Genomic DNA, 25,597 nt, shown 5'->3' with positions numbered 1-25,597 from the left:
GATCGCCGGCATGACGACAGGGACGTTGATCACGGTGGCCCCGACCGGCGCTGAGTCGGCCAAGGCGGAGGTGCCGGCGCTGCCGGTGACCCTCGACGAGTTGCTGCTCACCGCCAAGGAGTGCGAGGCGCTCGGCGCCGCCGTGATCCACGTCCACATCCGCGACGACGAGGCCCGGCCGACGCTCGACCCGGTGCGGCTGGCCGACACCGTGGCGGCGCTGCGGGAGAGCACCGACCTGATCGTGCAGCTCTCCTCCGGTGGCGCGGTGACCGACCCGGAGGCGGCCCGGCTCGCCGTGCTCGACGCCCGTCCGGACATGGCCTCCTGCACCATGGGCACCGTCAACTTCGGCGACGACGTCTTCCTCAACCGTTGGGAGTTCATCGTCGACCTGCACACCCGGATGCAGGAACGCGGAATCGTGCCGGAGTACGAGATCTTCGACCTCGGTCACCTGTCCGCGTTGCAGCGGTTGCTCGCTAAGTACGGGCTGCCGGCCGGCGGGCACGTGCACGTCGACTTCGTGATGGGTGTGCCGGGCGGGATGCCGGGCACCACCGAGACCCTTGTCGCGGCCCACCGGATGCTGCGCGACCTGCCCGAGGGCACCACCTTCTCGGCCACCGGCGTCGGCCGGAGCACCATCGCGGTGCTGCTGGCCTCGCTGTCGACCGGCGGGCACCTGCGGGTCGGCATGGAGGACACCGTGACGTACGCGAAGGGACGCCCGGTGGAGTCCAACATGCAGTTGGTCGCCCGCGCTGTGGGTTTCGCCCAGCTCGCTCAGCGCCCGCCGCTGACCACCACCGAGGCCCGCGAACTGCTCGGGCTGTAAGGCCGGGTCTGTCCCGCGCCCCTGTCACCCGGGCGGTGGACCTCCTGGTCACCCCGCTGCCGGGCACCCCCGGACCGTCGGTACCGTCCAGCGCGTGACGAAGACGTACGAGGGCGGCGCGCCGCTCGCCGAGGTGGTCCGGTCCGGGTTCGTGGAGGGTGCGCACCGCGGCTCGGTGGTGGTGCTGGACGCCGCCGGTGTCGCTGTGGCGTCCGCCGGCGACGTGACCTCGCCGATCTTCCCCAGGTCGGCCAGCAAGCCGATGCAGGCGATCGGGATGCTCCGGGCCGGCCTGGCCCTTACCGACCCGGCCGACGTGGCGCTGGTCTCGGCGAGCCACGCCGGCGAGGAATTCCACCTGGCCCGGGTCGGTGCGCTGTTGGAGCGCGCCGGGTTGGACGCGTCGGCGCTGCACTGCCCGCCCGATTTGCCGGTGGGGGCCGCGGCCCGGGAGGCGGTCCTTCGGGCCGGTGGCCGCCCGAGCCGGGTGCAGATGAACTGCTCCGGTAAGCACGGCGGGATGCTGTTGACCTGTGAGGCCGCCGGTTGGTCCCGGGAGGGCTACTGGCGGCCGGAGCACCCGCTTCAGCAGCGGCTGCGGGCCGCCATCGAGGAGTTCACCGGCGAGCAGGCGGCGGCGGTGGGGGTCGACGGTTGCGGCGCCCCGGTCCTCGCGGTGTCGCTGGCCGGTCTGGCCGGGGCGTACCTGCGGCTGGTCGACGCCGAGCCCGGCTCGGTGCCGCGCACGGTGGCCGACGCGATGCGGGCGCACCCGGAGATCGTGGGTGGCACCCAGGCCGACGACACCCGTCTGATGCGCGGTGTCCCGGGACTGCTGGCCAAGGTCGGTGCCGAGGGTGTGATCGCCGTGGCGCTGCCGGGCGTCGGCGCCGTCGCACTGAAGATCGACGACGGCGCCGACCGGGCCCGGATGCCGGTGCTGGTCTCCGCGCTGCGCCGGCTCGGCGTGGACGCTCCGGTGTTGACCGAGTACGCCGAGGCGCCGCTCTTCGGTGGCGGGGTCCCGGTCGGGGCGGTTCGCCCGCTCTGGTGAGACCAGCGGCGGTGGTGGCTAGCCCAGGAAGTCGAGCAGCGCGGCGTTGACCGGCTCCGGACGCTCCAGCGGCAGTAGGTGCGCGGCGTCCGGCACGTCCGGCAGTCGTACCGCGCCGGGGACCTCGGCGGCGATCCGGTCGGCGAGCCGACTGATGTCCGGCACGTCCGCGGCGCCGGCGGTGACCAGGACGGGGATCTTCAGCTCACCGAGGCGACCGATCGCCGGTGGCGTCAGCTCTCCCACCTCGACCGCGCCGAGCGCCAGCTCCGCGGCGAGGGCACGCTGGTCCATCTCCTGCGCGAACGCGATCAGCTCGCTGTCGACGTCCTCCGGCTGGCGTCGCGGGCCGACCACCCAGAACCGCACCTCACCGGCCGCGCCGGCGACGAAGTCGTCCGGGTCGACCTCGCCGACCAGGTCGTCCCAGAGGTCGTTCGCCTCGTCGGACCACTCGTTGCCGGAGACCGCCGTGTCGAACAGCGCGAGCGCGCTCACCCGGTCGGGGTGGGCCAGCGCGGTGTCGATGGCGACCGCCCCGCCGAAGGAGCAGCCGACCAGGGCGGCCCGGGGCAGGTCGAGCGCGTCCAACAGCCCGACCACGTCGTCGTGGTGCGTGAACGGGGTCGGCGGGAGCTCCGAGTCGCCGTAGCCGCGTAGGTCGGGGACGATCACCCGGTGTCGGGCGGCCAGCGCTGCCACCTGCCCGCGCCACATCCGCCGGTCGGCGATTCCGGCGTGCAGCAGGACGACTGGCGAACCGGTGCCGGCCTCGTCGTACGCGATGCTTGCTCCATTGACTGTGATCTTGTGCACGGACGGACCGTACGGAGCGGCCGGGCGGCACGCAAACGGGATCCTGAGACCTTGCTAACTATGGTTAGCGTTTTGCTTGCAAGAGCTAGCGCTGGCGGTTAGCGTCGCTGCCATGGCCACACCCAAGGACCTTCCCGACGTCGGCGGGTTCATCCGCGATCTGCGGCGTAACGCCAAGATCTCGCTTCGGCAGCTCGCCGAGCAGGCGGGGGTCAGCAACCCGTACCTCAGCCAGATCGAGCGCGGCCTGCGCAAGCCCAGCGCCGAGGTGCTCCAGCAACTGGCGAGCGCGTTGCGGGTCTCCACGCCGGCGATGTACCTGCGCGCCGGTCTGCTCGATGACAAGGAAGGCCACGGGGTGCTCGCCGCCATCGCCGTGGACGCCGACCTGACGATGGCGCAGAAGCAGTCGCTCAGTCAGATCTACGAGACGTTCCGCCGGGAGAACACCCGGCTGGCCGAGGCCCAGGCCGGAGCCGAGGCGGCGCAGGCCGACCAGCCCGCCAGCCAGACTGCGGACCAGCCCGCCAGCCAGCCCGCGGACCAGCCCGCCAGCCAGCCCGCGGACCAGCCCGCCAGCCAGGCCGCGGACCAGCCCGCCAGCCAGGCCGCGGACCAGCCCGCCAGCCAGGCCGCGGACCTGGCAAATGTGGCAGCGACCGGCCCCACCACCGTCGGCGGCACCCCGACCGAGGCCGTGCTCGAGTCGGTCGCCGTCACCGAGGCGGGCACCGCCCCCGCCCCGGGCAGCACCAGCATCCCCCAGAAGAAGAAGGCCGCCGAGGCGGCCGAAGAGGAGACGTCATGAGCGAGCCGAAGACCAACCGCATCCCCGCCCCGATCTACGCCGCAGCCGGTGCCGGTGAGCTGGCCATCGAGCAGCTGCGCAAGCTGCCGGCCGTCGTCGGTGTCCTCAGCACCCGGGTCGTCGCCGACCTGGGTGGCCGGGCCGTGCTGACCGGCTTCGAGCTGAAGCAGAAGGCCACCGAGACGCTGCGCACCGCCAACGAGACCGCCGACCTGGCGAAGCTGCGTGAGGTGGCCGACATCGACAAGCTGCGCGCCGCCGCGACCCGCAACGCCGCCCTGGTGGTCGCGGGCGCCCAGGTCGCCCAGGAGCGCGCGTTCGCCGCGTACGGCGCGCTGGTCGCCCGGGGCGAGCGGGTCGTCGGTGCCGGCGTGCTGGAAGCCGCCGACACGGTCAACGCCGACATCGAGGCCACCGAGTCCGTGACGCCGGCCACCGCCGCCACCCCCACCGCTGCGGCCCCCGTCGCCGCGCCGACGCCGGCCGACGTGGCCGAGATCGCCGAGGCCAAGCCGGCCGCGGTCAAGAAGGTCGCCCGCGCGCCGAAGGCCGCCAAGCCGGCCGAGACCCCGTCGGCGAAGCTCCCCCGGGCCACCAAGCGGACCCGTCCGGCAGCCGAGTAGCTCGTCGGGTCGACGACCCCGGCGGCGTCCTTGTCGGACGTAGCCGGGGTCGTGGACATAAACTGGCCGACATGGCCAACGCCGCGCCGATCTTCGCCTTTGCCGTCCGTGACGTGATCGAGCTGATCCTGCTCGTCTTCGCGCTGATCGTTCAGGGCGTCGCCCTGGTGCACGCCGTCACGCAGCGCTCCGACGCCTTCCCCGCCATCGGCACGCTCCCCAAGGGCGGCTGGATCGCCATCCTGGCGGTCTGCCTCGCGCTCACCCTGCTCGGGTTCGGTCCGATCAGCCTCTTCGGACTCGTCGGCATCGCCGCCGGTCTGATCTATCTGCTCGACGTCCGGGTCGGTCTGCGCGACCTGAGTGACGGCAAAGGGTTCTGGTGAGAGGTTTTCGCTGGCCGCCCCCACCCGACAGCGGGCCCCGCACCTGGGGGCCCGGGCCGGGTGGGCCGCGTACCGGCCGGCCGGCGCTGCCGGAGCCGGAGACCGAGCTGGTCACCACCCCGCACGGCGTACGGCTGGAGCGGCTGGTCACCGGCACCGGTGATCCGGCCACCGTGTTCGCGCACGGGCTGGGCAACGGCATCGCCACCACCCGCCCGTTCGGCAGTGGGGTGAACGGCCGCAAGGTGTTCTTCCAGTTCCGCGGGCACGGCCGTTCCGAAGCCCCGGACGGGCCGTGGGACTACCTGGACCTGGCCCGGGATCTGCGGGCGATCGCCGACCTCGGCGGCGCCAGCCGGGCGTTCGGCGCGAGCCTCGGCGCGGGTGCCCTCTGCCGACTCCTCGTGGAGAGCCCGGAGCGTTTCGACAAGCTGGTCTTCTTCCTGCCGGCGGTCCTCGACGAGCCACGCGGGCCGCTCGCCCGGGAGCGCATCACCGACCTGCTGGAGGCGGTGGAGAGCGGGGACGCCTCGGCGGTCGCCGACATCGTCACGCTGGAGTTGCCCCCGGCGGTGCGCAACACCCCGGCCGGCTGGGCCTACCTACGACAACGGCTCGACCAGCTGCTCCGCGACGGTCTGGCCGACGGTCTGGCCACGTTCACCGACCAGACTCCGCTGCGCCAGATCGGTGACCTGACGGCGGTCACCGCGCCGGCGCTGGTGATCGGTTGCGCGGGCGACGACCTGCACCCGGTCGACGTCGCCGAGCGGCTCGCCGTCGCGCTGCCGCAGGCCACCCTGCACGTGTACGACCGGCCCGGCGTGCTCTGGTCGGAACGCGCCGATCTGCGGGATCGCATCTCCGGCTTCCTGAACGAGTAACCTGCCCTGTCATGGGCGTCACACAGCACGGCCGGACGCACCGGCTGGATCTTGCCGACCCGACACTGCGCGAATGGACCTGCACGGTCCTGCACTCCGATGCGGAGCAGGGCATCGTGCTCGACCGTTCGGCGTTCTACCCGGGCGGCGGTGGTCAACCACCCGACCACGGCGTGCTGCTCTGGCAGGGCGTGCAGACCCGGATCGTCGGCACCCGCAAGGGCGACGACCCCTACCTGATTCCCGCCGAGGGTGACCCGCTGCCGCCGGTCGGCACCGCTGTCGTCGGTGCGTTGGAGGACGAGCGCCGCACCCGGCTGATGCGTACCCACTCCGGGCTGCACGTGCTCTGCGGTGTGGTGTTCCGCGACTTCGGCGCGTTGGTGACCGGAAACTCGATGGAACCGGGCGAGGCCCGGATGGACTTCAACCTCCCCGAGGTGCCCCCGGACTTCAAGAGCCGCATCGAGGAGCTGGTGAACGCCGAGGTGGCCGCCGACCGCTCGGTCGCCACCCGGGTGCTGCCGCGCACCGAGGCGCTGGCCCTGCCGGACATCATCCGTACCCAGTCCAACCTCATCCCGCCGGATGAGCAGGAGGTCCGGATCGTCGACATCGTCGGGCTGGACGTGCAGGCCGACGGTGGCACCCACGTCGCCTCCACCGCCCAGATCGGCAAGGTCCAGGTGGTCAAGGTGGAGAGCAAGGGCCGCGCCAACCGCCGGGTCCGGGTCCGACTGGTCGACTAGATCGAGTCCCGAATTCGGACGTCGGTTGTCAGGTATTCCTGACAACGTCGCAGGCATGACACAACCGCTCACAGGAAAGATCGCGCTCGTCGCCGGTGCCACCCGTGGTGCCGGACGACAGATCGCCGTTCAGCTCGGCGCGGCCGGTGCCACTGTCTACGCCACCGGTCGCAGCTCCCGGGCCGGCCGCTCCGAGATGGACCGACCGGAGACCATCGAGGAGACCGCCGAGCTGGTCAGCGCGGCCGGCGGCACCGGCATCGCCGTTCAGGTCGACCACCTGGTGCCCGAGCAGGTCCGCGACCTGGTCGCCCGGATCGACGCCGAGCAGGGGCAACTCGACGTGCTGGTGAACGACATCTGGGGCGGCGACCCACTGGTCACCTGGGACAAGCCGGTCTGGGAGCAGCCGCTCGACGCCGGTTTCCGTACGCTGCGACTGGCTGTCGACACGCACATCATCACCAGCCACTTCGCGTTGCCGCTGCTGATCCGCAAGCCCGGCGGCCTGGTGGTGGAGATGGGCGACGGCACCAAGGCGTACAACGACGAGAACTACCGGCTGTCGGTCTTCTACGACCTGGCCAAGGTCTCGGTCAACCGGCTCGCCTTCAGTCAGGCGCACGAGCTGAAGCCGCACGGCTGCACGGCCGTGGCGCTCACTCCCGGCTGGATCCGCTCCGAGGCGATGCTGGAGCACTTCGGCGTGACCGAGGAGAACTGGCGCGACGGCGCCGCCACCGACCCGAACTTCCTCATCTCGGAGACCCCGGCCTTCGTCGGCCGGGCGGTGGCCGCGCTCGCCGCCGACGAGGAGAAGGCCCGCTGGAGCGGCAGATCCGTCGACGCCGGCACGCTGTCCAAGGTGTACGGCTTCACCGACCTCGACGGCAGCCAACCCGAGGGTTTCCGCTACATCACCGAGGTGGTCGACGCGGGCAAGCCGGCGGACGTCACCGGCTACCGGTAGAGCGCGGAGAGCCGGTCGGCGCTCTCCGCGAACAACCGCCGCAGCTCGGGTGGGTCGAGGACCTCCACCTCGGGGCCGAGCCCCAGCAGTTGGCGGTACGCCACCGGGACCGACTCGACGGGCAGCCGGGCCACCACCCAGCCCTGCCCGTCGGGTGGGCCGGCGGCGGCGACCAGTTCGTCGTACACGAAGGGGGCATCGACCAGGTGCCGGAGCTGGCGCAGACCGGCGGGGCTCAGCCGGACGACGACCTCGGCCCGCAGCATGGTCCGCAGGAACGACCCGGCCTGCTCGCGCCAGTGCCCGGCCAGGTCGAAGCCCTCGTCGCGGTCGAAGTGCTCGTCGCCCACCTCGACCCCGGTGACCCGGTCCACCCGGTAGGTGCGCACGTTCTCGCCGACCCGGCCGATCAGGTACCAGACCGCGCTCTTGAGGACCAGGCCGTACGGCTGGACCCGGCGGGTCACCTCCCGGTCGCCGCGTCGGTAGCGCAACTCCACCACCCGGTCTCCCCAGACCGCCCGCGCCAGGTCGGGCAGCCAGAGCGGTGGCGCTGTCTCCCGGAACCAGCCCGGCACGTCCAGGTGGAACCGCTGCCCGGCGCGGGCCGGCGCGTCGCGTAGGGCGGGTGGCAGCGCGGCGAGCACCTTCAGTTCGGCCGACGCGACAGCGTCGGCGAGTCCCATCTCGCCGGCCGGCCCGGGCAGCCCGGCGAGGAAGAGCGCCTCCGCCTCGTCCCGGGTCAGCCCGGTCAACCGGGTGCGGTACCCACCGAGCAGGCGGTAACCCCCGGCCCGCCCCCGGTCGGCGTAGACCGGCACGCCCGCCGCGGAGAGCGCCAGGACGTCCCGGTAGACGGTCCGCTCGGACACCTCCAGCTCCCGCGCCAGCTCGCTCGCGGTCATCGACCCGCGCGACTGCAACAGCAACAGCAACGAGATCAGTCGGGACGCGCGCATCCGCCCATCCTGCCCGGTGCCGCTCACCGCCCGCCGGGCGTCAGCAACCCCCTGTCGTACGCGGTGGCCACAGCGGCAGCCCGGTCGTTGACCCCGAGCTTGGCGTACAGGTGCAGCAGATGCGTCTTGACGGTGGCCTCACTGATGAACAGGCGGGCCGCCGCCTCCCGGTTGGAGGCACCCCGGGCCACCAGCGTGAGCACTTCCAGCTCCCGTTGACTGAGCGGCTCCTCGGCGGGAGCGCGCAGCCGGCCCATCAGCCGGCCGGCGACGCTCGGCGCGAGCACCGACTCGCCCCGGGCCGCGGCCCGGACCGCCCGGACCAGATCCTCCCGAGGGGTGTCCTTGAGCAGGTAGCCTGTCGCACCGGCCTCGATCGCCGGCAGCACGTCGGCGTCCGTGTCGTAGGTGGTCAGCACCAGCACCCGGGCGGCGCTGCCGGCGCGGGCCAGCCTGCCGATGGCTGTCACCCCGTCCATTCCGGGCATCCGGAGGTCCATCAGCACCACGTCCGGCCGCAGCGTCGCTACCAGGGCCAACGCCTCCGACCCGTCCGCTGCCTCGCCCACCACCTCGAAATCGCTGTCGCCGGTGAACATCCCCCGCAGGCCGTCCCGCACGACCGGGTGGTCGTCGACGATCAGCAGCCGTATCGGGGCGGTCAACAGGCACCTCCGGGTAGCGCGGGGACGGACGCCGAGATGGCGGTGCCGCCGCCCGGCTCGGACTCGACTGCCAACTCACCGCCGACCCGGGTGACCCGCTGCCGCATGGCGGTCAGCCCGTACCCGCCGCCCGGCTCGCGGGAGGCCGGCCGGTCGGTGATGTCGAAGCCGGCCCCGTCGTCGCGCACATCGAGCGTGACCACGTCCGCCATGTACGACAGGGTCAGCCCGACCCGCGACGCGGCGGCGTGCCGGGCGACATTGGACAACGCCTCCTGGGCGGCCCGGAGCAGGGTCACCTCGACCTCAGGGTGCAGCGGGCGGGGTGTGCCGGTGGTGGCCACGTCGGCTCGTACCCCGTTGAGGGCCGACCAGCGCCCGCCCAACTCCACCAGGGCATCCGGTAGCCGGGCCGTCTCCAACGGTTCCGGACGGACCGCCTGTACCGAGCGGCGGGCCTCGGTGAGGCTCTCCCGGGCCAGTGCGAGCGCGTTGTCAACGTGCCGGCGCCAGTCTGCGGACCGGTCGCGGGTCTGCTCGGCCGCCTCCAACTGGGTGATGATGCCGGTCAACCCCTGGGCCAGGGTGTCGTGGATCTCCCGTGCCATCCGTTGCCGCTCGTCCAGCACCCCGGCCTCCCGGGCCTGGGTGAGCAGTTGGGCGTGCAACCCGGCGTTCTCACTGACCGTCTCGGTGAGTTGGCGGTTGGCCTCGCCGAGTTCCGCCACCAACCGCTTGCGTTTGGCGTTCTCCTGTTCGGCGACAATCGCGAACCAGCTCGCCGAGCCGGCCACCACCAGGTTGAACAGCACCAGCACCAGCCAGAGCGGCCAGTGCGACATCACCACCGACAGACCACCGCCCTGCGACGTGGCGACGAGGGTGGCCGTGGTGACCACGCCGACGACCCGCCAGCGCCCGTGCAGCACCGGAAAGGCATGGATGTAGCCGATCCAGGCGAAGAAGCCGTACCACGGACTGGCGGCCACCAGTGCGGCGGCGAACGTGAGCAGCCCGGCGTAGTAGATCGCCATCAGCCCGCGCCGGCTCTGCCAGCCGGGGTGCACTGTGACGAACCAGGCGACCCAGCATCCGGCCGACACGGCGAGAGCGAGGGTGGGCAGCGCGCCGAGATGGTCAGGCGCCGGTGCGACGAGGGCCAGCAGGGTACCCAGGGTCAGCCCGCCGAAGGGGAAGATGCGATAGAGAGTCGCCTCGTGCTCTCGCCAACTGGTCAGACGGTCGTGCCCACCGTCGCAGGTCATCGCATCTCGCTCACTCCCAGCGGAACAATTTCGCCGCGCCGGCGCCGGCCGCCACGGCGATCGCCGCCATTATCCCCAGGTGCAGCGGCTGCGGCGGGGTGCCGGTCCAGGCGTCGAGGAGCGCCTGCACCCCCGGTGGCGTGTAGTCGCCGATCCGCGCCACAAAGTCCGGGAGCAGGAAGCGGGGCAGGTAGACCCCGCCGAAGAACATGATGACCAGGAAGAGCGGCACGGCCAGGGCCTGTGCCGCCTTCGTCGTCCGGGCCACAGCGGCGACCAGCAGGCCGAGCGCCAGCAGGGCGGCCGTGCCGAGGATGAACGCCAGCGTGAAGCCAAGCGGGTGTCGGGGGAACGGCACCCCGAACGCGAGCCGGGCGACGAGGATGAGCAGCAACGCGCTGGCCAGGATCCCGGCCAGGGCCAGCACCAGTTGGGCGGCGAGCAGAGCGGCCGGGTGCGCCGGGGTGGTCGCCAGCCGACGCAGCACGCCGCGTTCCCGGTAGGTGGCCAGCACGGCGGGCAGGATGTTCACCCCGACCATGGCGAGGGTGACCACCAGCAGCGACGGGGCGAAGTAGCTGACGAAGGTCTGCCCGTCGAAGGTCGGATCCGGCTTGCGCAGCGAGGGGACCAACCCGAGCACCACCAGGATCAGTGTGGGCAGCCCGATCGTGGTGAGAAGCGTCGGCAGGTCCCGCAGGTAGAGGCGCGCCTCGGTTCTCAGGATGTTGCGGAAGGCGTGCATGCTGGCTTCCTCTCAGTTGGCGGGCCGGTGCCCGGTCAGCTCGACGAAGGCATCGTCGAGGGTGGACTGCTCCAGCCGCAGGTCGGCGGCGACGATCTGGTGGCGGGCGAGCACCGAGGTGACGGCGTGCAGCAACTCACCGGTGCCGGTCACCACCACCTGGCTGCCGGTTCGCTGCACGGCGGACACCTCGGGCAGATCGGCGAGGAGTCGGTCGTCGATCGGAGTCGAGGGCCGGAACCGGATCCGCTGCTCCGGAGCCACCGCCGACACCAGGCCCGCCGGGCTGTCCAGGGCGACCACCCGACCCCTGTCGATCACCGCGACCCGGTCGCAGAGCCGCTCGGCCTCCTCCATGAAGTGGGTGACCAGCACGATCGTCACCCCGCTGTCGCGGACCTGTTCGATGAGGCCCCAGGTGTCCCGGCGGGCCTGCGGGTCCAGCCCGGTGGTCAGCTCGTCGAGGATCGCGATCTCCGGGTTGCCCACCAGTGCCAGCGCGATGGAGAGTCGCTGCTTCTGACCGCCGGAGAGCTTCTTGTACGCGGTGTTCCGTTTGTCGCCGAGGCCCAGCTTGTCGATCAGCTCTGCCGGGTCGGCCGGGTTGCGGTAGAACGAGGCGTACAACTCCAGTGCCTCGGCCACCCGCAACCGGTCCGGCAGTTGGCTCTCCTGGAGTTGCACACCGACCCGCTGGCGTAGCTGGGCCGCGTCCCTGCGGGGGTCGAGCCCGAGGACCGACACCCCGCCCCCGTCGGGGACACGCAGCCCGGCGACGCACTCCACTGTGGTGGTCTTGCCGGCGCCGTTCGGGCCGAGGACGCCGAAGATCTCCCCGGCCTCCACGGTGAGCGACACGTCGTCCACCGCCACCAGGTCGCCGTACCGCTTCTTCAGGTGGGTCACCTCGATGACCGGCATCGTGCCGCCTTCCGCCGCCGCTGACTTCGTACCCCTCAAGCCTTGTCGGGGCGGCCCGTCGGCGAATCGACCGGTCAGCGACGAACCCTGGCGTCCCCGGTGGATCACCGCTGTCCGCCAACCGGTTGATGTGTACGTGGTGAGGGGCTGCTAGCGCTCCGCCCGGCGGATCCGGTCACGGCTGGTTAGGCTGCTCGATCGTGGATGCCAGCAGAATCGCCAGCCCGGTGACCGGGGTCGTCGGACGCTTCCTCTCCGGGGCGGGGCTGCTCCTGCGCGGGTTGGGCCTCTACGTCCGCAGCCCGGGGCTGATGCTGCTCGGCATCGTGCCGGCGCTGATCTCCGGCGTGCTGTTCCTGGCCGCGCTCGCCACGCTGGTGTACTTCGTGGACGATCTCGCCGCGCTTGTCACCCCGTTCGCCGACGACTGGTCGAGCACCGGCCGCAGCCTGGTCCGGGTGATCGCCGGGTTGGCCTTCCTGGGGCTCGGCGGCCTGCTCGGCGTGCTCACCTTCACCGCTGTCACTCTGGTCATCGGCGACCCGTTCTACGAGAAGATCTCCGAGCAGGTCGAACAGCGGTACGGCGGCACGCCGGGCGCTGTGGAGGTGCCCTTCTGGTCATCGCTGCGCCGCAGCCTCGCCGACTCGGTACGCCTGGTGGCGCTCACGGCGTTGGTCGGCATCCCGCTCTTCGTCGCCGGCTTCATCCCGGTGGTCGGCCAGACGGTTGTCCCGGTCATCGGGGCGGCAGTGGGCGGCTGGTTCCTCGCCGTGGAGCTGGTGGGTGCACCGTTCTACCGACGGGGGATGCGGCTGCCGCAGCGCCGGACGATCCTGAAGGCCGACCGACCCACGGCGCTCGGCTTCGGCGTGGCCGTCTTCCTCTGCTTCCTGATTCCGCTCGGCGCCGTACTGATCATGCCGGCCGCCGTCGCCGGGGCCACGTTGCTGGCCCGCCGCTCGATGGGCCAGCCGATCGACGGCCCGCTGTCCGCGCCGCCTGCCGGCCAGCCCGTCGAAAGGAGCTAGCCGTGGAGATCACCCTGGTCGAGGGGGACATCACCACCCAGCGGGTGGACGCCATAGTGAATGCCGCGAACTCGTCACTGCTCGGCGGCGGCGGAGTCGACGGGGCCATCCACCGGCGCGGCGGCCCCGCCATCCTCGCGGAGTGCCGGGCGCTGCGGGCGTCCCGCTACGGCCGAGGGTTGCCGACCGGGCAGGCGGTGGCGACCACGGCCGGCGAGCTGCCGGCCCGCTGGGTGATCCACACGGTCGGGCCGGTCTGGTCGGCCGGCGAGGACCGCTCGGCGCTGTTGCGCGACTGCTACGCCAACAGCCTGCGGGTGGCCGACGAGGTGGGTGCTGGCACTGTGGCCTTTCCGTTGATCTCCGCCGGCATCTACGGCTGGCCCGTCGACGACGCTGTCGGTCAGGCGCTGGCGGTGCTGCGCTCGGCCGCGTCAGCCACCGTCACCGAGGCCCGCCTGGTGCTGTTCGGGGCGGACACCCACGCCACTGCCCGGCGCGTTCTCGACACCGTCTGAGTTTGCCAACAGCCTGTTGGTAACATGTCGACATGATGTCGATAACCCACGTGGGCGGGCGCTGATGTTCCTCGCTATTCGTGAGCTGAACTTCGCCCGGTTGCGGTTCGCTCTGATGGGCGCGGTGATCGCGCTGATCGCCGTGCTGATGGTGATGCTGTCCGGGCTGTCGGTCGGGCTGGTCCGCGACGGTGTGTCCGGGCTGCAGAACCTGCCGGTCACATCCTTCGCCTTCACGCACGACGTGCAGCGTGACTCCGCCTTCTCCCGCAGCGTCGTGGACCTGTCGGCGGTGGACGAGTGGGCTTCCCAGCCGGGCGTCGCCGACGCGGCGCCGTTCGGCAACACCCTGGTCAACACCCGTACCGATCGAGGAACAGAGATCGACCTGGCCCTGTTCGGAGTGCAGTCCGACTCGTTCCTGTCGCCAGCGGTCAGCCAGGGTGAGCGACTGGGCACCGCGGACGGCATCGTGGTGAGCCCCACCGCGCTGGACGCGGGACTGCAACTGGGCGACACGGTCACCATCGACCGGCTGGGCACGCGACTGCGGGTTGTCGGCGTCACCGAGCAGCAGGACACCTTCGGGCACGTGGACGTGGCGTACGTGCCGCTGGCGGCGTGGCAGGCCATCAAGTCCGGCAGCGCCCCCGGCGCAGCGCTGCCGCAGCGCGCCGCAACGGAGATCACGGCGGTGGCGGTGCGCGCGGCCGGCGGGAAGTCCGTCGACCTGGCCGCGGGGGACACCGCGGCGGGCACCGAGAGCCTGACCTTGAAGGAGTCCTACGGCGCCTCGCCGGGATACACCGCCGAGACGACGACACTGCAACTGATCCAGGGATTCCTGTACGCGATCTCGGCGCTGGTCGCCGGCGCGTTCTTCGCGGTGTGGGCGATCCAGCGCAAGCCCGAGGTGGCCGTCCTGCGGGCCCTGGGCGCCTCGACCGGCTGGGTGCTGCGCGACGCGCTGACGCAGGCGCTCGTGCTGTTGGCGGCGGCAGTGGCCATCGGCGTGGGGGTCGGCCTCGCGCTCGGCGCCCTCATCACCGGCAGCGGCATCCCGTTCGCGCTGAGCATGCCGAGCATCTCCGCAGCCGGGGTCGGCCTCGTCGTCCTCGGCCTGGTCGGAGCCGGCGCGGCGGTCATCCGCATCACCTCTGTCGACCCGGCCACCGCTCTGGGAGGAAACCGATGAGCAGCCGTTCCGCTCCGACCGCTTCGACCACACCCACCGACGACGCACCCGAGCAGCTCGGGTTGGTGATGCGTGCGGTGTCCCTGCGGCACGGCAACGCCGCCGAGACCGTGCAGGCGCTCGACAACGTCGATCTGACGGTGCGACCCGGTGAACTCGCCGCAGTCGTTGGTCCGTCCGGTGCGGGCAAGTCCAGCCTGCTCGCCGTCGCCGGTGGCCTGGCCCGGCCCGACCACGGCACCGTCACCGTGGCCGGTCAGGACATGACAGTGCCGAGCCGCCGCACACGCACTGAGCTGCGCCGCCAGCACGTGGGGTTCGTGTTCCAGTCGGGCAACCTGCTGCCCGCGTTGACCGCCGCCGACCAGTTGCGGCTGCCCCTGCGGCTGGGGCCGCGGTCGCAGCGGTCCGGCCGTGACCCGCTGGAGCTGCTCGCGGACGTCGGCATGGCGGACAAGGCCGACCGGCGCCCCCACCAGTTGTCGGGTGGCGAACGCCAGCGCGTCGGGATCGCCCGGGCACTGGTCACCGAGCCCAGCGTGCTGTTGGTCGACGAACCGACGGCGGCGCTGGACCGGGCACGCAGCCACGAGATCGTGCGACTGCTGGCCCACGAGGCCCGGCAGCGGTCGGTCGCGGTGGTCATGGTCACTCACGACCACGATGTGCTGCAGTACTGTGACACCGTTTACGAGATGGTCGACGGCAAGCTGGCGGCCAGCAGCTGACCACGACGGCAGGGTGCGGGCGCAGGACCAGGTAGGTCACGCCCGTCCGGAACAAGGGGAGGTGGCGTGCCGAAGATCCAGGCCGCGACCGTCGCCGAGCACCGGGCTTCCCAACGCGCGGCGCTGCTCGACGCGGCCCGCACCCTGCTGTCGGAACACCCCGAGCAGATCCCCGGCCTGGCCGAGGTCGCCCAGCACGCCGGCCTGGCCCGCTCCAGCGTCTATTCGTACTTCAAGTCTCGTGCCGACATGTTCGACGCCCTCGTCACCGAGACGTTCCCCCGCTGGTCGGCCTACGTCGAGAAGCGCATGGACGCTGCCGGCACGCCCGGGCAGAAGATTCAGGCGTACGTGGACAGCAACCTGCAACTGGTTGCCCGAGGCGACCACGCCCTGGCCCGCGCGCTCGCGTCAGCCGGCAGCAGCGAGGCACTCGCCAGCTCCAGCCGACTCATGCACGACCGCCTGGAAGCCCCGCTGCGCGCCGCGCTCACCGACCACGGCTCATCCGACCCGGTCCGGGTGGCCGAACTGGTGCAGTCGATCGTCTACGCGCTGAGCCGGATGATCGAGGGAGGGCTCGCGCTGGCCAAGGCGACCAGCCTCGCCCGCGAACTCCTCAGCCCGTACCTCGACCGCGACAGCGGCTGAGGCTCCGGCCCGCTGGTCTGGTCAGGTCAGCTCCGCCAGGCAGGACCACTCGGCTGCCACCGGGCGGTAGCCCAGTCGGGCGTTGATCGCCAGCATCGGCGCGTTCGCCTCGTCGTTCGAGGTGTACGCGACGCGTACGCCGTTCGCGGCGGCCCGGTGCAGCGCCGCCGTCTTGGCCAGCCGGGCCAGCCCTCGTCCCCGGTACGCAGGGACGCTGCCGGTGAAGTCCGACCACATCCGGTCCCCGTCCCGCTTCACCAGGCTGAACGCGGCCACCTCCCCGTCGACCTCGACGGCGGTGCTGGCCTCCTTGTCCAGGCCGAGGTTGTCCCAGACGTCGTACAGCCAGTTCTCGTAGCCAATCGAGTCGACCGGTACGTCGCCCGGCTCATCCAGCGCCGCGACCACGTCCGCCGTGTAGAGCCGGTGCGGGTCGATTTCCGCGATCGGACGCAGCCGTACGCCTGGCGCCGGGTCGGGCAGCGCGGGTGCCGGATTCAGGTCGAGCGCCGAGAAGCGCAGCTCGCGACTGGGCTCGTAGCCGTGCTGACTGGCGAACGGCAGCGCCTCCGGCTGGGCGAAGGCGCGGAGCCGGTGGACCCCCAGCGGGGCGAGGTGACCCGTGGCGGTCGTCAGCAGCGCGGTGCCGATGCCGCGCCGCCGGTGCTCGGGGTGCACGTGCAGCAGGGAGATGTCACCGAAACCCGCCGTAGAGGTCGAAGCGTTGCGTTGCGCCGTCACCCATCCGACGGTCTGGGCATCGACCTCGGCCACGAAGGCGGCCCAGTCCCTGCCCGGTACCGGCTCGGCGATCATCTTCCGGGTCGACTCGACCCCGCGCACCAGGTACGGGTAGACGGCCGCCCGCAGGGCCACCACGCCCGGTGCGTCGTCCGGCCGCGCCTCACGTATCCGCATGTCAGGCCCCTATCGGTACGGCCGCGACGGCCTCGACCTCGACGAGTTGGTGGAGACAGCTGAGCAGTGCGACAGGATCTGGCATGTCGGCGAGGCTAACCAGGATCGCCTGACCCGAGCGACGCATTAACCGCCTGGCGCGGTCAGGCGGAGGCGCGACGGATCAGCTCGGTGGGGAGCATGACCGCCTGCTCGATGCTCTCCCCGGCGGCCAGCCGGAGCAGTTGGCGGGTCATCCGGCGGCCGAGTTCCACGATCGGCTGCCGGACGGTGGTCAGCGGCGGCTCGGTGTAGGCGGCGGTCTCGATGTCGTCGAAGCCGACCACCGCCACGTCGTCGGGCACCCGCCGACCGGCCTCGCGCAGCGTCCGCAGAGCGGCGTGCGCCATCAGGTCGGAGGCGGCGAAGACGCCGTCGAGGTCGGGATGCTCGGCGAGCAGGCGGCGCATCGCCGCCGACCCGGACTCCCGGGTGAAGTCACCGATGGCGATCAGCTCGGGCAGCCCCGCGTCGGCGACAGTGCTGCGGTAACCGCTGAGCCGTTCGATCCCGGCGACCATGTCCTGTGGCCCGGCGATTGTCGCGATCCGTCGACGACCGCTGTCGATCATGTGCCGGACGGCCGCTGTCACCCCGGCCACGTGGTCGACGTCGACGTACGGGACGGGCACGTCGCCGAGCGGCCGGCCGCTGACCACCACCGGGATGCCGAGTCGGGCCAGCGTGCCGGGCAGCGGGTCGGCACCGTGCAGCGACGCGAAGAGCACGCCGTCGACGTGCCGGCCGGTGGTGTACCGCTCGACCCGGTGGTGCCCGGCCGGTGAGCCGGCGAGCATCAGCACCAGTTGCTTGTCGGCTGCCTCCAACTCCTGGCTGACGCCCCGGATGATGCCGGGAAAGACCTGGTCGTCGGAGAAGACCCGGGTGGCCGCCTCCGGCATGACCAGGGCGATCGAGTCGGTGCGCTGGGTGACCAGGCTGCGGGCCGCCAGGTTGGGGACGTACCCCAACTCGGCGACCGCCCGGGTGACCGCCTCGCGGATCGGTTCGGCGACGGTGGTGGACCCGTTGACCACACGGGAAACGGTGGCGCGGGACACCCCGGCCCGCGCTGCCACCGCTTCGAGCGTCGGCCGCTGCGCCGTCGTCATCGCGCTTTCCCCCGCTCGTCACAGCCCGTTCCGGGAGATCACCTCCTGGTACCACCGGGCGCTGGCCTTCGGTGTGCGCCGCTGGGTCAGGTAGTCGACGTGCACGATCCCGAACCGCTTGCGGTAACCCTCCGCCCACTCGAAGTTGTCCAGGAATGACCATACGAGATAACCGCGCAGGTCCACGCCCCGGGAGATCGCCTCGTGCGCCGCGCGGAGGTGCCCGTCGAGGTAGGCGATGCGATCGGCGTCGATCACCTGCGTCGGGCCGTCGGGCGAGTCGGCGCCGGGCTTGTCGGGGAACGCCGCACCGTTCTCGGTGATCAGCAGCGGCACACCGGGATAGTCGGCGGCGATCCGCTCCAGCAGCCGGGTGAGCCCGGCCGGTTCGATCATCCAACCCATGTCGGTGAGCGGCCCGGCCGGCGGCAGGAAGTGCACAGCGCCCTCGGTGCCCGGATACGCGCCGTTGCCTGCGCCGTCGGGCCGACCGGCCACGTAACTCGGGGCGTAGTAGTTGATGCCGAGCAGGTCGATCGGGGCGGCGATCACCTTCTCGTCGCCGTCGCGGATGAACGTCGGCTCGACGATCCGGGCCACGTGCTCCCGGACGTCGTCCGGGTAGCCGCCGGCCAGCAGCGGGTCGAGGAAGATCCGGTTGTGCAGGCCGTCTACCAGGCGTACCGCGGCAGCGTCGGCAGCGCTCTGCGGGTCGGCCGGGCGTACGTCGGCCGGGTTGACAGTGACGCCCACGCTGCGTGCGCCGGCCGCGCGCAACGCCCGCGCCGCCAGACCGTGCCCCAACAGCAGATGGTGTACGGCGGTGAAGGCCGCCGCCGGATCCCGCTCACCCGGAGCGTGCAGGCCGTTGGCGTAACCCAGGTAGGCCGAGCACCACGGCTCGTTGAGCGTGGTCCACACGTCGATCCGGTCGCCGAGGCGGGCGTACACCGCCGTGGCGTAGGTGGCGAAGTGCTCGGCGGTGTCCCGGTTGGTCCAGCCACCCCGGTCGCCGAGGGCCTGCGGCAGATCCCAGTGGTAGAGGGTGACGATCGGGTCGATTCCCCGATCGAGCAGTGTGTCGGTGAGCCGGTCGTAGAAGTCCAGCCCACGGGGGTTGGCCGGGCCGGTGCCGTCGGGCTGGATCCGCGGCCAGGCGACGGAGAACCGGTACGCCCGCAGACCCAGCTCGGCCATCAGCGCCACGTCGTCGGCGTACCGGTGGTAGTGGTCGCAGGCGACGTCGCCGGTGTGGCCCTGGTACACCTTGCCGGGCGTACGGCTGAAGGTGTCCCAGATGGACGGTCCGCGACCGTCGTCGCGGGCCGCACCCTCGATCTGGTACGCGGCGGTGGCCGCCCCCCAGAGGAAGTGTTCGGGAAACCGGATCTCGTTGCTGGACCGGTTGGTTGGCTCGCTCCGCTCGTTCACGCCTTGACCGCACCTTCCATGATTCCGCCGATGATCTGCCGGCCGAACAACACGAAGACCAGTAGCAGGGGCAGCGTCGCGATGGCCGTTCCGGTGAACACCTGCGACATGTCCTGGTAGTACCCGTCCGACAGCGCTCGTAGGGACAGCTGCACCGTCGGATTCGCCGGATCGTTCAGTACAGCGTACGGCCAGAGGAAGTCGTTCCAGGTGGTCATGAAGGTGAGCAGGCCGAGGACGGCGGCGGCCGGGCGCAGCGCGGGCAGCACGACGTGCCACCAGATCCGGGCGGTGCCACAACCGTCCATCCGGGCGGCCTCGATCAGCTCGTCAGTGACCGCCTGGCCGGCGTACTGCCGCATCATGAACACTCCGAACCCGGTGACCAGCACCGGGACGATGACTGCGGGCAGCCGGTCGTTCCACTGCAGCTTGGTCATGAGCAGGTAGAGCGGGATCACGCCGAGCTGGGTCGGCACCATCATGGTCGCGATGATCACCAGCAGCATCGCGTTGCGGCCACGGAACCTGAGCTTGGCGAAGGCGAACCCGGCCAGGCTGGAGAAGAACACCACGGACACGGTGACAGTGGTGGCCACGATCGCCGAGTTGATCAGACCGGTCAGGAAGTACGCGTCGGGGTTGTCGAACAGCCGGGCGATGTTGGCGCCCAGGTTGCCGCCGGGCGTGACCGGGGGTGGCAGTTGGCCCATCGCGTCGTTGCTGCGGCTGGCGACGACGAACATCCACCAGATCGGAAAGACCGACAGGCCGGCGGCGACGACCAGGGCGAGGTAGGTGAGCGGGCTGGCCCGCCAGAGTCGGCTCATCGTGCCGCTCCCTTCTGCGGTCGGTCCCCGCCGAGGCGGCGCAGGAGCAGCACGTTGACGGCCGCGACGATCGCGATGAGCGCGAAGAGCAGCCAGGCCACCGCCGAGCCGTACCCGAAGTTGTAGTGCGGGGCGAAGGCGTTCTCGAACATGTACATGGTCAGCGTCTGCGACTCGCGCAGCGGTCCGCCGCGGATCGGGTTGGTGCCGGAGTTGAACATCCGGGGCTCGGTGAAGAGTTGCAGGCCGCCGATGGTGGCGATGATGGTGCAGAAGATGATCGTCGGCTTGAGCAGCGGCACGGTGACCGACCAGAACTGCCGGGCCCGGCCGGCGCCGTCGATCGCCGCGGCCTCGTACAGGTCGCGGGGGATGGCCTGCATCGCGGCCAGCAGGATCAGCGCGTTGTAGCCGGTCCACCGCCAGTCGACCATCGCGGAGATGGCCACCCAGGAGGCGAACCGGTTGGACTTCCAGCCGATGGCGTCCACCCCGACCAGGTCGAGCATCCAGTTGATCATCCCGAACTCGCGGCCGAAGAGCACCCCGAAGACGATCGCCACCGCGGCCGTGGAGGTCACGTTGGGGACGAGCACCGCCATCCGCCAGCCGGTGCGGGCGCGCAGGCCCCGGTTGAGGAGGTTGGCCAGCCAGAGCGCGGCGAGCAACTGCGGCACCGTGGAGATCACGAAGATGCCCAGCGTGTTCACCAGCGCGTGCCAGAAGTCCGCGTCGGCCAGCAGCCGGGTGTAGTTCTCCGCCCCGACGAAGGGGTGGTCGGCTCCGAGCAGGTCCCAGTCGTGCAGCGAGACCCAGAAGGTGTACGCCAGCGGGTACGCCCCGAAGATGCCGAAGATCAGGAAGAACGGGGCGACGTAGAGGTACGGCGAGTACCGGGTGTCGAGCCGGCTGAGCCGGCCTGGCGAACGCTGGGGCGCCGGTGCCACCGGCGGGCGGGCGTCGAGCTGGACGGTCATGCCCGGGAACTCCTTTCCGCACTGCGGGCGGAACTCCGGTCGTCGGAGCCCGCCCGCCCGCACGCTGGTTGGGCTACTTGGCGGCGGCCTTCTTCGCGTTGGTCACCGCGTCGGTCCAGCCCTGCGTGGGGCTGCGCTGACCCAGCTCCACGGTCCGTACGGCGTTCTCCACCTCGGTCCGTACGGCCTGGTTCTTCGGGCCCATGTAGACCGGCTTCAGGCTTCTCGCGCCGGTGCCGAAGATGGCGCCGACCGGTGCCCCCGAGAAGTACGCGTTGGTCGCGCCGGTGATCGCCGGGTCGTCGAGCGCCTGCGGCGAGGAGGGCAGCGGACCCTTGGCCTTGAACGCCCCGATCTGCCCCTTGGCGCTGGTCAGGAACTTGGCCAGCTTGATCGCCTCGGCCTGGTGCTTGCTCTGCTTGGGCACGGCGAGGTGCGACCCACCCCAGTTGCCGCCGTTGCCGGGCACCCGGGCGATGTCCCACTTGCCCTGGGCGCCAGTGCCGGCGTTGGCCTCGATGACGCCGGTCATCCAGGCGGGGCAGGCGATGGTGGCGAACTTCGACTGCTTGAAGGCGGAGACCCACTCCTCCGACCAGGAGCCGTACTTGCCGGAGAGGCCCGAGTCAACGATGTCCGTTGTGGTGTCCCACGCCTGCCGCACGGCCGGGTTGCTGTCCACGACCAGTTTCTCGCTGGTGTCGTAGTAGCTGTAGCCGGAGGTGTTGCCGGCGGTCTGCAACAGGATGGTGTTGAAGGTGTTCGTCGCTCCGTCGAGGAAGGACGCGCCGGTCTTCGCGGCGACGAACTTCTCGCCGGTGGCGATGTAGTCCGGCCAGGTGGGCCAGAGTTTCGAGACCGCCTCCCGCTCGGTGGGCAGGCCGGCCTTCTGGAAGAGGTCCTTGCGGTAGCACATGGCGATGCCGCCGACGTCGGTGCCGAGGCCGATGAGCTGCTTGCCGTCGGAGGTCAGACCGGCGTTCCACTTCCACTCGAGGAAGTTGCCCTTGAGGTCGGCGGCGCCGTGGTCCAGCAGGTTGACGAAGTTGCCGGGATTGGCCTTGTACTCGACAAGCAGGCCCTCCTCGATGGCCACCACGTCGCCGGCGCCCCGGCCGGCGGCGAGCCACTGGGTGAGCTTCGGCGAGTACTCGTCGAGGTTGGTGCCGGTACCGCGCTCGACGACCTTCACGCCGGGGTTCGCGGTCATGTACTCCTGGTAGAGCTGCTCGTAGCCGAACTGGCCGAATACGTCGACGGTCAGGGTGACCGGTCCGTCGCCCGGCTCGTCACCGCCGCCGCAGCCAGCGGTGACGAGCAGGGCGGTGGCGGCGACGAGGGCCACTGCGGCGAGGCGGCGGCGCGGGATGACAGCCATTGGTTATCGACCTCTCTCAAGGCGGGCGGGGTGATGGCAGATGGCTAAGAGAGCGCTCTCACGACACTGTGGTGGGTCACCAACGCACTGTCAAGAGAGCGCTCTCTCAGCGTTGCGTTCCCGTGATGAACGCTCGCCGGGGCGGCGTCGCCCGGTAGACGGGGATGCCCCAACATCGACGAGGGCGCCACCCCCGCCGGGGTGACGCCCTCGTTCGTTGTCGGTCGGTCAGCCGGTGCGCAGACCGTCCAACAGGGTGCGGTCACCGGCGACGTCCAGCGTCTCGAAGCTCACCCGACCCCAGAGCGCCAGCAGCAGGTCGCTCGCGGTGCCGCTGACCTGGGCGCGGGCGTGGTGATCGTCGTGGTCGAAGATGGTCGCGGTGTCGAGCAGCGCCACCCCCTCGCCGCGCAACCGCAGATACCACTCCTGGGCCGCATCGGTAGCGCAGAGCTGCACGACCCCGTGCCAGGTACCCGGAACCTGCCGCCGGCCCGCCGGGAGCCAGGTGTCCAGCACCTCGCTCACCCCGTCGGCCGCGAGCTTCGCCTCCACCGGATCGCCAGCCGCGATGGCGAGCTGGGCGTCCCAGCGGTGCACAGCCGTCTCGTGCGCCATCCGACGCGGCCAGAAGCCGGCCTTCTTCGGCTGCGGAGCCCAGTTCCAGGCCGGTGCCTCGGGATCGAGCCCGTCGAAGACGGTCATCACCCGGTCGTAACCCTGCTGCCACAACTGGAGCGCGTTCACGCCCGAGTCAGCCTCGATCTTCTCCCGCCGAGGCGGTTGGCCGGTCTGGCCGGAACCGGCGAACGACGAAACCCAGTGGTAGAGGCCGGCCATGTGCAGTGTGAGGTCGTTGACCGTCCAGCCCGGACAGGACAGCACCGGTGTCTCCGGCGGCGCCTCGGCCACCGCTGCCGCGAAAGCCGGACCCTCCGTCCGGAGCGCCCCGATCCAGAAATCCTTGCTGCCCTGCAGTCTGCTCATCGCCATCCTCCCGGGGGTGCCGGGCGACCAGTGGGTGCCACGGCTACTTGTCAGCCTAAGGTGAAGGGCGTGCCAGACGCCTCCGCCCAGCCGACAACCGACGCCGATCGTGCCATCCCCGGTCCACTCGCCGGCTACACCACCCTCCGAACGGGTGGGCCGGCCGAGCGGATCGTGGCCGCCGGCAGTGCCGACGAGCTCGTCCACGCGGTACGCGCCGCGGCGGAGCCGGTCCTGATCCTGGCCGGGGGCAGCAACGTGGTGATCGGCGACGCCGGCTTCCCCGGCACCGTCGTGCTGGTGCGCTCCCGTGGCATGCGGGTCATCGCCGAGGACGCCACCTCGGTCACCGTACGGGTCGACGCCGGCGAGCCCTGGGACGACCTGGTCGCCGCCACTGTCGCCAACGGCTGGGCCGGGCTCGAATGCCTGTCCGGCATCCCCGGCTCGACCGGTGCCACCCCGATCCAGAACGTCGGCGCGTACGGCCAGGAGGTCGCCGAGACGATCACCGGCGTCGAGGTGTACGACCGGGTTGAGGGCACCCGCCAGGTCATCCCCGCAGCCGAATGCGGCTTCGCCTACCGGGGCAGCATCTTCAAGTACATGGACCGCTGGGTGGTGCTCTCGGTCGACTTCCGACTCGCCAGGTCCCCGCTCTCCGGGCCGGTGCGCTACGCGGAACTGGCCCGAGCCCTCGGTGTCGAGGTGGGCGAGCAGGTGCCGCTGGCCGACGCCCGAGCGGTGGTGCTGCGGCTGCGGGCGGGCAAAGGGATGGTGCTCGACGCCACCGACCCGGACACTCGCTCGGTCGGCTCCTTCTTCACCAACCCGGTGCTCGACCGCGCGACGTACGAACAGCTCCTGGAACGCTCCGCCGAGCTGGGCGACCCGCCCGCCTGGCCCGGAGCGGACGGCCTGGTCAAGGTGAGCGCCGCCTGGCTGATCGACAAGGCCGGCTTCGCCAAGGGCCACCCCGGCGAGGGTGGAGTGGCCATCTCCAGCAAGCACACACTGGCCCTTACCAACCGCAGCGGCACCGCCCACACCAGCGACCTGCTCACCCTGGCCCGCACCATCAGCGATCAGGTCCACGCCCGCTTCGGCGTAACCCTGCACCCCGAACCAGTCCTCATCAACTGCACCCTCTAACCCCACCCCACCCCACCCCACCCCTGCCCCATCCCTGCCCCCGCGATCTTGCAGTTTCTGCGGGGACATAACGGCCACAACAGGGGCGAATCAACGACCGAAAGTGCAAGATCGGCGTGGTGGGCATGGTGGGCATGGTGGGCATGGTGGGCGTGGGGCCTGTGGGGTGGGGTGGGTTAGGGGAGGGGCCAGGGGAGGGTTAGTTCGCCCTGGCGCCAGCGGGTGGGGTTGCCGAGGATGGGCCAGCCCGTTTCGCGGAGGCGGGTCACCGCGTGCAGCCAGCGTTGGCGGGGGCCGAAGGTGGCGTACGGGGCGGCGGCCTGCCAGGCGTCGTCCAGGGCGCGGATCAGCCCGTGCACCGGCTCACCGGGAACGTTGCGGTGGATCAGTGCCTTGGGTAGTCGCTCGGCCAGTTCGGCGGGGCTGCCCAGCGTGGTGAGCTTCGCGGCCAGGGTCAGCGTCTGCGGGCCGTCGGCGTCGATCAGCAGCCAACTGGCGAGCCGCCCCAACTCGTCACACGTGCCCTCGACGAGCACTCCGCCGGGGGCGAGCGCGGCGATCATCGTCTGCCAGGCTTCGGCCACCTCGCTCTCGTCGTACTGTCGCAGCACGTTGAACGCGCGGACCAGCACCGGCCGGAGCCCGGCCAACTCGAACCCACCCCTGGCGAACGTCAGCCCGGGTGGGTCGGCGGCCGGCGCTGCGGCGGCCACCCGGGCGGCGTCGATCTCCAACCCGACCAGCCGTACGTCCGGACGGACCCCGGCGGCCAGTCGAGCGCGCAACTCCACAGCGGTCACCGGGGTGGCGCCGTAGCCGAGGTCGACGACCAGCGGGTCGTCCGCCGCCAACAGCCGGTCGGCGCAGGTGGCGACGATCCAGTTGTCCACCCGACGGAGCCGGTTCGGGTTCGTCGTGCCGCGCGTGACCACGCCGAACGGCCGCCGCCGCGCCGCGGGGCTCATGT

At 71.3% G+C, this 25,597-nt stretch carries 27 protein-coding genes and 1 pseudogene; 14 read left to right on the top strand and 14 right to left on the bottom strand.

What is annotated here, in order from left to right; all coding sequences use genetic code 11:
• The first annotated feature begins 10 nt into the window (after positions 1–10).
• Positions 11–838, top strand: a complete 828-nt coding sequence (locus AB0K35_RS07275) for a 3-keto-5-aminohexanoate cleavage protein (RefSeq protein WP_357364267.1) — start codon at positions 11–13, stop codon at positions 836–838.
• A 94-nt stretch (positions 839–932) separates the two neighbouring features.
• Positions 933–1,892: an asparaginase gene (locus AB0K35_RS07270; RefSeq protein WP_363884202.1), complete on the top strand. Its 960-nt coding sequence runs from the start codon at positions 933–935 to the stop codon at positions 1,890–1,892.
• Between the two features lie 18 nt (positions 1,893–1,910).
• Here the strand turns inward: AB0K35_RS07270 and AB0K35_RS07265 are convergent, their stop codons facing one another.
• Entirely contained in the window at positions 1,911–2,708 is a 798-nt protein-coding gene (locus tag AB0K35_RS07265; RefSeq protein WP_363884200.1) for an alpha/beta hydrolase, read from the bottom strand.
• Between the two features lie 112 nt (positions 2,709–2,820).
• Here AB0K35_RS07265 and AB0K35_RS07260 point away from each other — a divergent pair.
• The 6 genes and pseudogenes from AB0K35_RS07260 to AB0K35_RS07235 all read left to right on the top strand — a co-directional run.
• Positions 2,821–3,399: pseudogene (locus AB0K35_RS07260) on the top strand (helix-turn-helix domain-containing protein); the annotation flags it as partial.
• A gap of 113 nt (positions 3,400–3,512) precedes the next feature.
• Positions 3,513–4,139 carry a hypothetical protein gene (locus AB0K35_RS07255; protein WP_363884198.1) on the top strand — a complete coding sequence of 209 codons (627 nt, stop codon included), beginning with the start codon at positions 3,513–3,515 and terminating at the stop codon, positions 4,137–4,139.
• Between the two features lie 71 nt (positions 4,140–4,210).
• The gene (locus AB0K35_RS07250) at positions 4,211–4,525 is read left to right on the top strand and encodes a DUF2516 family protein (protein ID WP_238666976.1); all 315 of its coding nucleotides are present in this window, start codon (positions 4,211–4,213) and stop codon (positions 4,523–4,525) included.
• The gene (locus tag AB0K35_RS07245) at positions 4,522–5,409 is read left to right on the top strand and encodes an alpha/beta hydrolase (RefSeq protein WP_238666975.1); all 888 of its coding nucleotides are present in this window, start codon (positions 4,522–4,524) and stop codon (positions 5,407–5,409) included. Before AB0K35_RS07250 ends, AB0K35_RS07245 begins: the two co-directional genes overlap by 4 nt.
• A gap of 11 nt (positions 5,410–5,420) precedes the next feature.
• On the top strand, positions 5,421–6,158 hold the full coding sequence (locus tag AB0K35_RS07240; RefSeq protein ID WP_238666974.1) for an alanyl-tRNA editing protein: 738 nt from the start codon (positions 5,421–5,423) through the stop codon (positions 6,156–6,158).
• Positions 6,159–6,213: 55 nt separating this feature from the next.
• Positions 6,214–7,128: an SDR family oxidoreductase gene (locus AB0K35_RS07235; protein ID WP_238666973.1), complete on the top strand. Its 915-nt coding sequence runs from the start codon at positions 6,214–6,216 to the stop codon at positions 7,126–7,128.
• On the opposite strand, the gene AB0K35_RS07230 is transcribed toward AB0K35_RS07235, so the two are convergent.
• The 5 genes from AB0K35_RS07230 to AB0K35_RS07210 are packed head-to-tail and all read right to left on the bottom strand — an operon-like array spanning position 7,119 to position 11,683.
• On the bottom strand, positions 7,119–8,087 hold the full coding sequence (locus AB0K35_RS07230) for a WYL domain-containing protein (RefSeq protein ID WP_363884195.1): 969 nt from the start codon (positions 8,085–8,087) through the stop codon (positions 7,119–7,121). The genes AB0K35_RS07235 and AB0K35_RS07230 overlap by 10 nt on opposite strands.
• A 23-nt stretch (positions 8,088–8,110) precedes the next feature.
• On the bottom strand, positions 8,111–8,752 hold the full coding sequence (locus AB0K35_RS07225; protein ID WP_274525174.1) for a response regulator transcription factor: 642 nt from the start codon (positions 8,750–8,752) through the stop codon (positions 8,111–8,113).
• The gene (locus AB0K35_RS07220) at positions 8,749–10,017 is read right to left on the bottom strand and encodes a sensor histidine kinase (RefSeq protein ID WP_363884192.1); all 1,269 of its coding nucleotides are present in this window, start codon (positions 10,015–10,017) and stop codon (positions 8,749–8,751) included. The genes AB0K35_RS07225 and AB0K35_RS07220 overlap by 4 nt, the downstream gene beginning before the upstream one ends.
• 10 nt (positions 10,018–10,027) lie before the next feature.
• Positions 10,028–10,762, bottom strand: a complete 735-nt coding sequence (locus AB0K35_RS07215; RefSeq protein ID WP_238666970.1) for an ABC transporter permease — start codon at positions 10,760–10,762, stop codon at positions 10,028–10,030.
• 12 nt (positions 10,763–10,774) lie between these two features.
• Positions 10,775–11,683 (bottom strand): ABC transporter ATP-binding protein, encoded by a 909-nt coding sequence (locus tag AB0K35_RS07210; protein ID WP_238666969.1) that lies wholly within the window; start codon positions 11,681–11,683, stop codon positions 10,775–10,777.
• A 200-nt stretch (positions 11,684–11,883) separates the two neighbouring features.
• On the opposite strand from AB0K35_RS07210, the gene AB0K35_RS07205 reads away from it, so the two are divergent.
• From AB0K35_RS07205 to AB0K35_RS07185, 5 genes are all read left to right on the top strand, one after another.
• Positions 11,884–12,714, top strand: coding sequence for an EI24 domain-containing protein (locus AB0K35_RS07205; protein ID WP_357364285.1), 831 nt, complete (start codon positions 11,884–11,886; stop codon positions 12,712–12,714).
• A 2-nt stretch (positions 12,715–12,716) separates the two neighbouring features.
• Positions 12,717–13,232, top strand: a complete 516-nt coding sequence (locus AB0K35_RS07200) for an O-acetyl-ADP-ribose deacetylase (RefSeq protein ID WP_363884189.1) — start codon at positions 12,717–12,719, stop codon at positions 13,230–13,232.
• A gap of 64 nt (positions 13,233–13,296) precedes the next feature.
• Positions 13,297–14,427 (top strand): ABC transporter permease, encoded by a 1,131-nt coding sequence (locus tag AB0K35_RS07195; RefSeq protein WP_363884187.1) that lies wholly within the window; start codon positions 13,297–13,299, stop codon positions 14,425–14,427.
• Positions 14,424–15,155 (top strand): ABC transporter ATP-binding protein, encoded by a 732-nt coding sequence (locus tag AB0K35_RS07190; protein ID WP_363884185.1) that lies wholly within the window; start codon positions 14,424–14,426, stop codon positions 15,153–15,155. The genes AB0K35_RS07195 and AB0K35_RS07190 overlap by 4 nt, the downstream gene beginning before the upstream one ends.
• Positions 15,156–15,221: 66 nt before the next feature.
• Positions 15,222–15,806 (top strand): TetR/AcrR family transcriptional regulator, encoded by a 585-nt coding sequence (locus AB0K35_RS07185; RefSeq protein ID WP_238666964.1) that lies wholly within the window; start codon positions 15,222–15,224, stop codon positions 15,804–15,806.
• A gap of 21 nt (positions 15,807–15,827) precedes the next feature.
• On the opposite strand, the gene AB0K35_RS07180 is transcribed toward AB0K35_RS07185, so the two are convergent.
• The 7 genes from AB0K35_RS07180 to AB0K35_RS07150 all read right to left on the bottom strand — a co-directional run bounded on the left by AB0K35_RS07180 (position 15,828) and on the right by AB0K35_RS07150 (position 23,478).
• On the bottom strand, positions 15,828–16,724 hold the full coding sequence (locus AB0K35_RS07180) for a GNAT family N-acetyltransferase (protein ID WP_363884182.1): 897 nt from the start codon (positions 16,722–16,724) through the stop codon (positions 15,828–15,830).
• A 143-nt stretch (positions 16,725–16,867) separates the two neighbouring features.
• Positions 16,868–17,875: a LacI family DNA-binding transcriptional regulator gene (locus AB0K35_RS07175; RefSeq protein WP_112584215.1), complete on the bottom strand. Its 1,008-nt coding sequence runs from the start codon at positions 17,873–17,875 to the stop codon at positions 16,868–16,870.
• 18 nt (positions 17,876–17,893) lie between these two features.
• Positions 17,894–19,306 (bottom strand): GH1 family beta-glucosidase, encoded by a 1,413-nt coding sequence (locus tag AB0K35_RS07170; RefSeq protein WP_363884180.1) that lies wholly within the window; start codon positions 19,304–19,306, stop codon positions 17,894–17,896.
• On the bottom strand, positions 19,303–20,136 hold the full coding sequence (locus AB0K35_RS07165) for a carbohydrate ABC transporter permease (protein WP_363884178.1): 834 nt from the start codon (positions 20,134–20,136) through the stop codon (positions 19,303–19,305). Before AB0K35_RS07165 ends, AB0K35_RS07170 begins: the two co-directional genes overlap by 4 nt.
• Positions 20,133–21,113: a sugar ABC transporter permease gene (locus AB0K35_RS07160; RefSeq protein ID WP_238666960.1), complete on the bottom strand. Its 981-nt coding sequence runs from the start codon at positions 21,111–21,113 to the stop codon at positions 20,133–20,135. The genes AB0K35_RS07165 and AB0K35_RS07160 overlap by 4 nt, the downstream gene beginning before the upstream one ends.
• A gap of 73 nt (positions 21,114–21,186) precedes the next feature.
• On the bottom strand, positions 21,187–22,491 hold the full coding sequence (locus tag AB0K35_RS07155; protein ID WP_363884176.1) for an extracellular solute-binding protein: 1,305 nt from the start codon (positions 22,489–22,491) through the stop codon (positions 21,187–21,189).
• Positions 22,492–22,719: 228 nt separating this feature from the next.
• Complete coding sequence (locus tag AB0K35_RS07150) at positions 22,720–23,478, bottom strand: maleylpyruvate isomerase family mycothiol-dependent enzyme (RefSeq protein ID WP_363884174.1); 759 nt, start codon at positions 23,476–23,478, stop codon at positions 22,720–22,722.
• 69 nt (positions 23,479–23,547) lie between these two features.
• On the opposite strand from AB0K35_RS07150, the gene AB0K35_RS07145 reads away from it, so the two are divergent.
• Positions 23,548–24,630, top strand: coding sequence for a UDP-N-acetylmuramate dehydrogenase (locus AB0K35_RS07145; RefSeq protein WP_363884172.1), 1,083 nt, complete (start codon positions 23,548–23,550; stop codon positions 24,628–24,630).
• 176 nt (positions 24,631–24,806) lie between these two features.
• Here AB0K35_RS07145 and AB0K35_RS07140 read toward each other — a convergent pair whose 3' ends face one another.
• Complete coding sequence (locus AB0K35_RS07140) at positions 24,807–25,595, bottom strand: class I SAM-dependent methyltransferase (RefSeq protein WP_238666957.1); 789 nt, start codon at positions 25,593–25,595, stop codon at positions 24,807–24,809.
• Positions 25,596–25,597 lie beyond the last annotated feature (2 nt).

It is taken from the genome of Micromonospora sp. NPDC053740 (assembly GCF_040677775.1).
Lineage (GTDB): Bacteria > Actinomycetota > Actinomycetes > Mycobacteriales > Micromonosporaceae > Micromonospora > Micromonospora alfalfae.
Note: the sequence above shows the minus strand (reverse complement) of the source record. Positions and strands in the feature narration are given on the sequence as shown.

Coding starts and splice junctions, on each gene's coding strand:
- AB0K35_RS07275 (WP_357364267.1), top strand. CDS start 11: ATGACGACAGGGACGTTGATCACGGTGGCCCCGACCGGCGCTGAGTCG.
- AB0K35_RS07255 (WP_363884198.1), top strand. CDS start 3,513: ATGAGCGAGCCGAAGACCAACCGCATCCCCGCCCCGATCTACGCCGCA.
- AB0K35_RS07250 (WP_238666976.1), top strand. CDS start 4,211: ATGGCCAACGCCGCGCCGATCTTCGCCTTTGCCGTCCGTGACGTGATC.
- AB0K35_RS07240 (WP_238666974.1), top strand. CDS start 5,421: ATGGGCGTCACACAGCACGGCCGGACGCACCGGCTGGATCTTGCCGAC.
- AB0K35_RS07235 (WP_238666973.1), top strand. CDS start 6,214: ATGACACAACCGCTCACAGGAAAGATCGCGCTCGTCGCCGGTGCCACC.
- AB0K35_RS07230 (WP_363884195.1), bottom strand. CDS start 8,087: ATGCGCGCGTCCCGACTGATCTCGTTGCTGTTGCTGTTGCAGTCGCGC.
- AB0K35_RS07220 (WP_363884192.1), bottom strand. CDS start 10,017: ATGACCTGCGACGGTGGGCACGACCGTCTGACCAGTTGGCGAGAGCAC.
- AB0K35_RS07215 (WP_238666970.1), bottom strand. CDS start 10,762: ATGCACGCCTTCCGCAACATCCTGAGAACCGAGGCGCGCCTCTACCTG.
- AB0K35_RS07210 (WP_238666969.1), bottom strand. CDS start 11,683: ATGCCGGTCATCGAGGTGACCCACCTGAAGAAGCGGTACGGCGACCTG.
- AB0K35_RS07195 (WP_363884187.1), top strand. CDS start 13,297: ATGTTCCTCGCTATTCGTGAGCTGAACTTCGCCCGGTTGCGGTTCGCT.
- AB0K35_RS07190 (WP_363884185.1), top strand. CDS start 14,424: ATGAGCAGCCGTTCCGCTCCGACCGCTTCGACCACACCCACCGACGAC.
- AB0K35_RS07180 (WP_363884182.1), bottom strand. CDS start 16,724: ATGCGGATACGTGAGGCGCGGCCGGACGACGCACCGGGCGTGGTGGCC.
- AB0K35_RS07175 (WP_112584215.1), bottom strand. CDS start 17,875: ATGACGACGGCGCAGCGGCCGACGCTCGAAGCGGTGGCAGCGCGGGCC.
- AB0K35_RS07165 (WP_363884178.1), bottom strand. CDS start 20,136: ATGAGCCGACTCTGGCGGGCCAGCCCGCTCACCTACCTCGCCCTGGTC.
- AB0K35_RS07160 (WP_238666960.1), bottom strand. CDS start 21,113: ATGACCGTCCAGCTCGACGCCCGCCCGCCGGTGGCACCGGCGCCCCAG.
- AB0K35_RS07155 (WP_363884176.1), bottom strand. CDS start 22,491: ATGGCTGTCATCCCGCGCCGCCGCCTCGCCGCAGTGGCCCTCGTCGCC.
- AB0K35_RS07150 (WP_363884174.1), bottom strand. CDS start 23,478: ATGAGCAGACTGCAGGGCAGCAAGGATTTCTGGATCGGGGCGCTCCGG.
- AB0K35_RS07140 (WP_238666957.1), bottom strand. CDS start 25,595: ATGAGCCCCGCGGCGCGGCGGCGGCCGTTCGGCGTGGTCACGCGCGGC.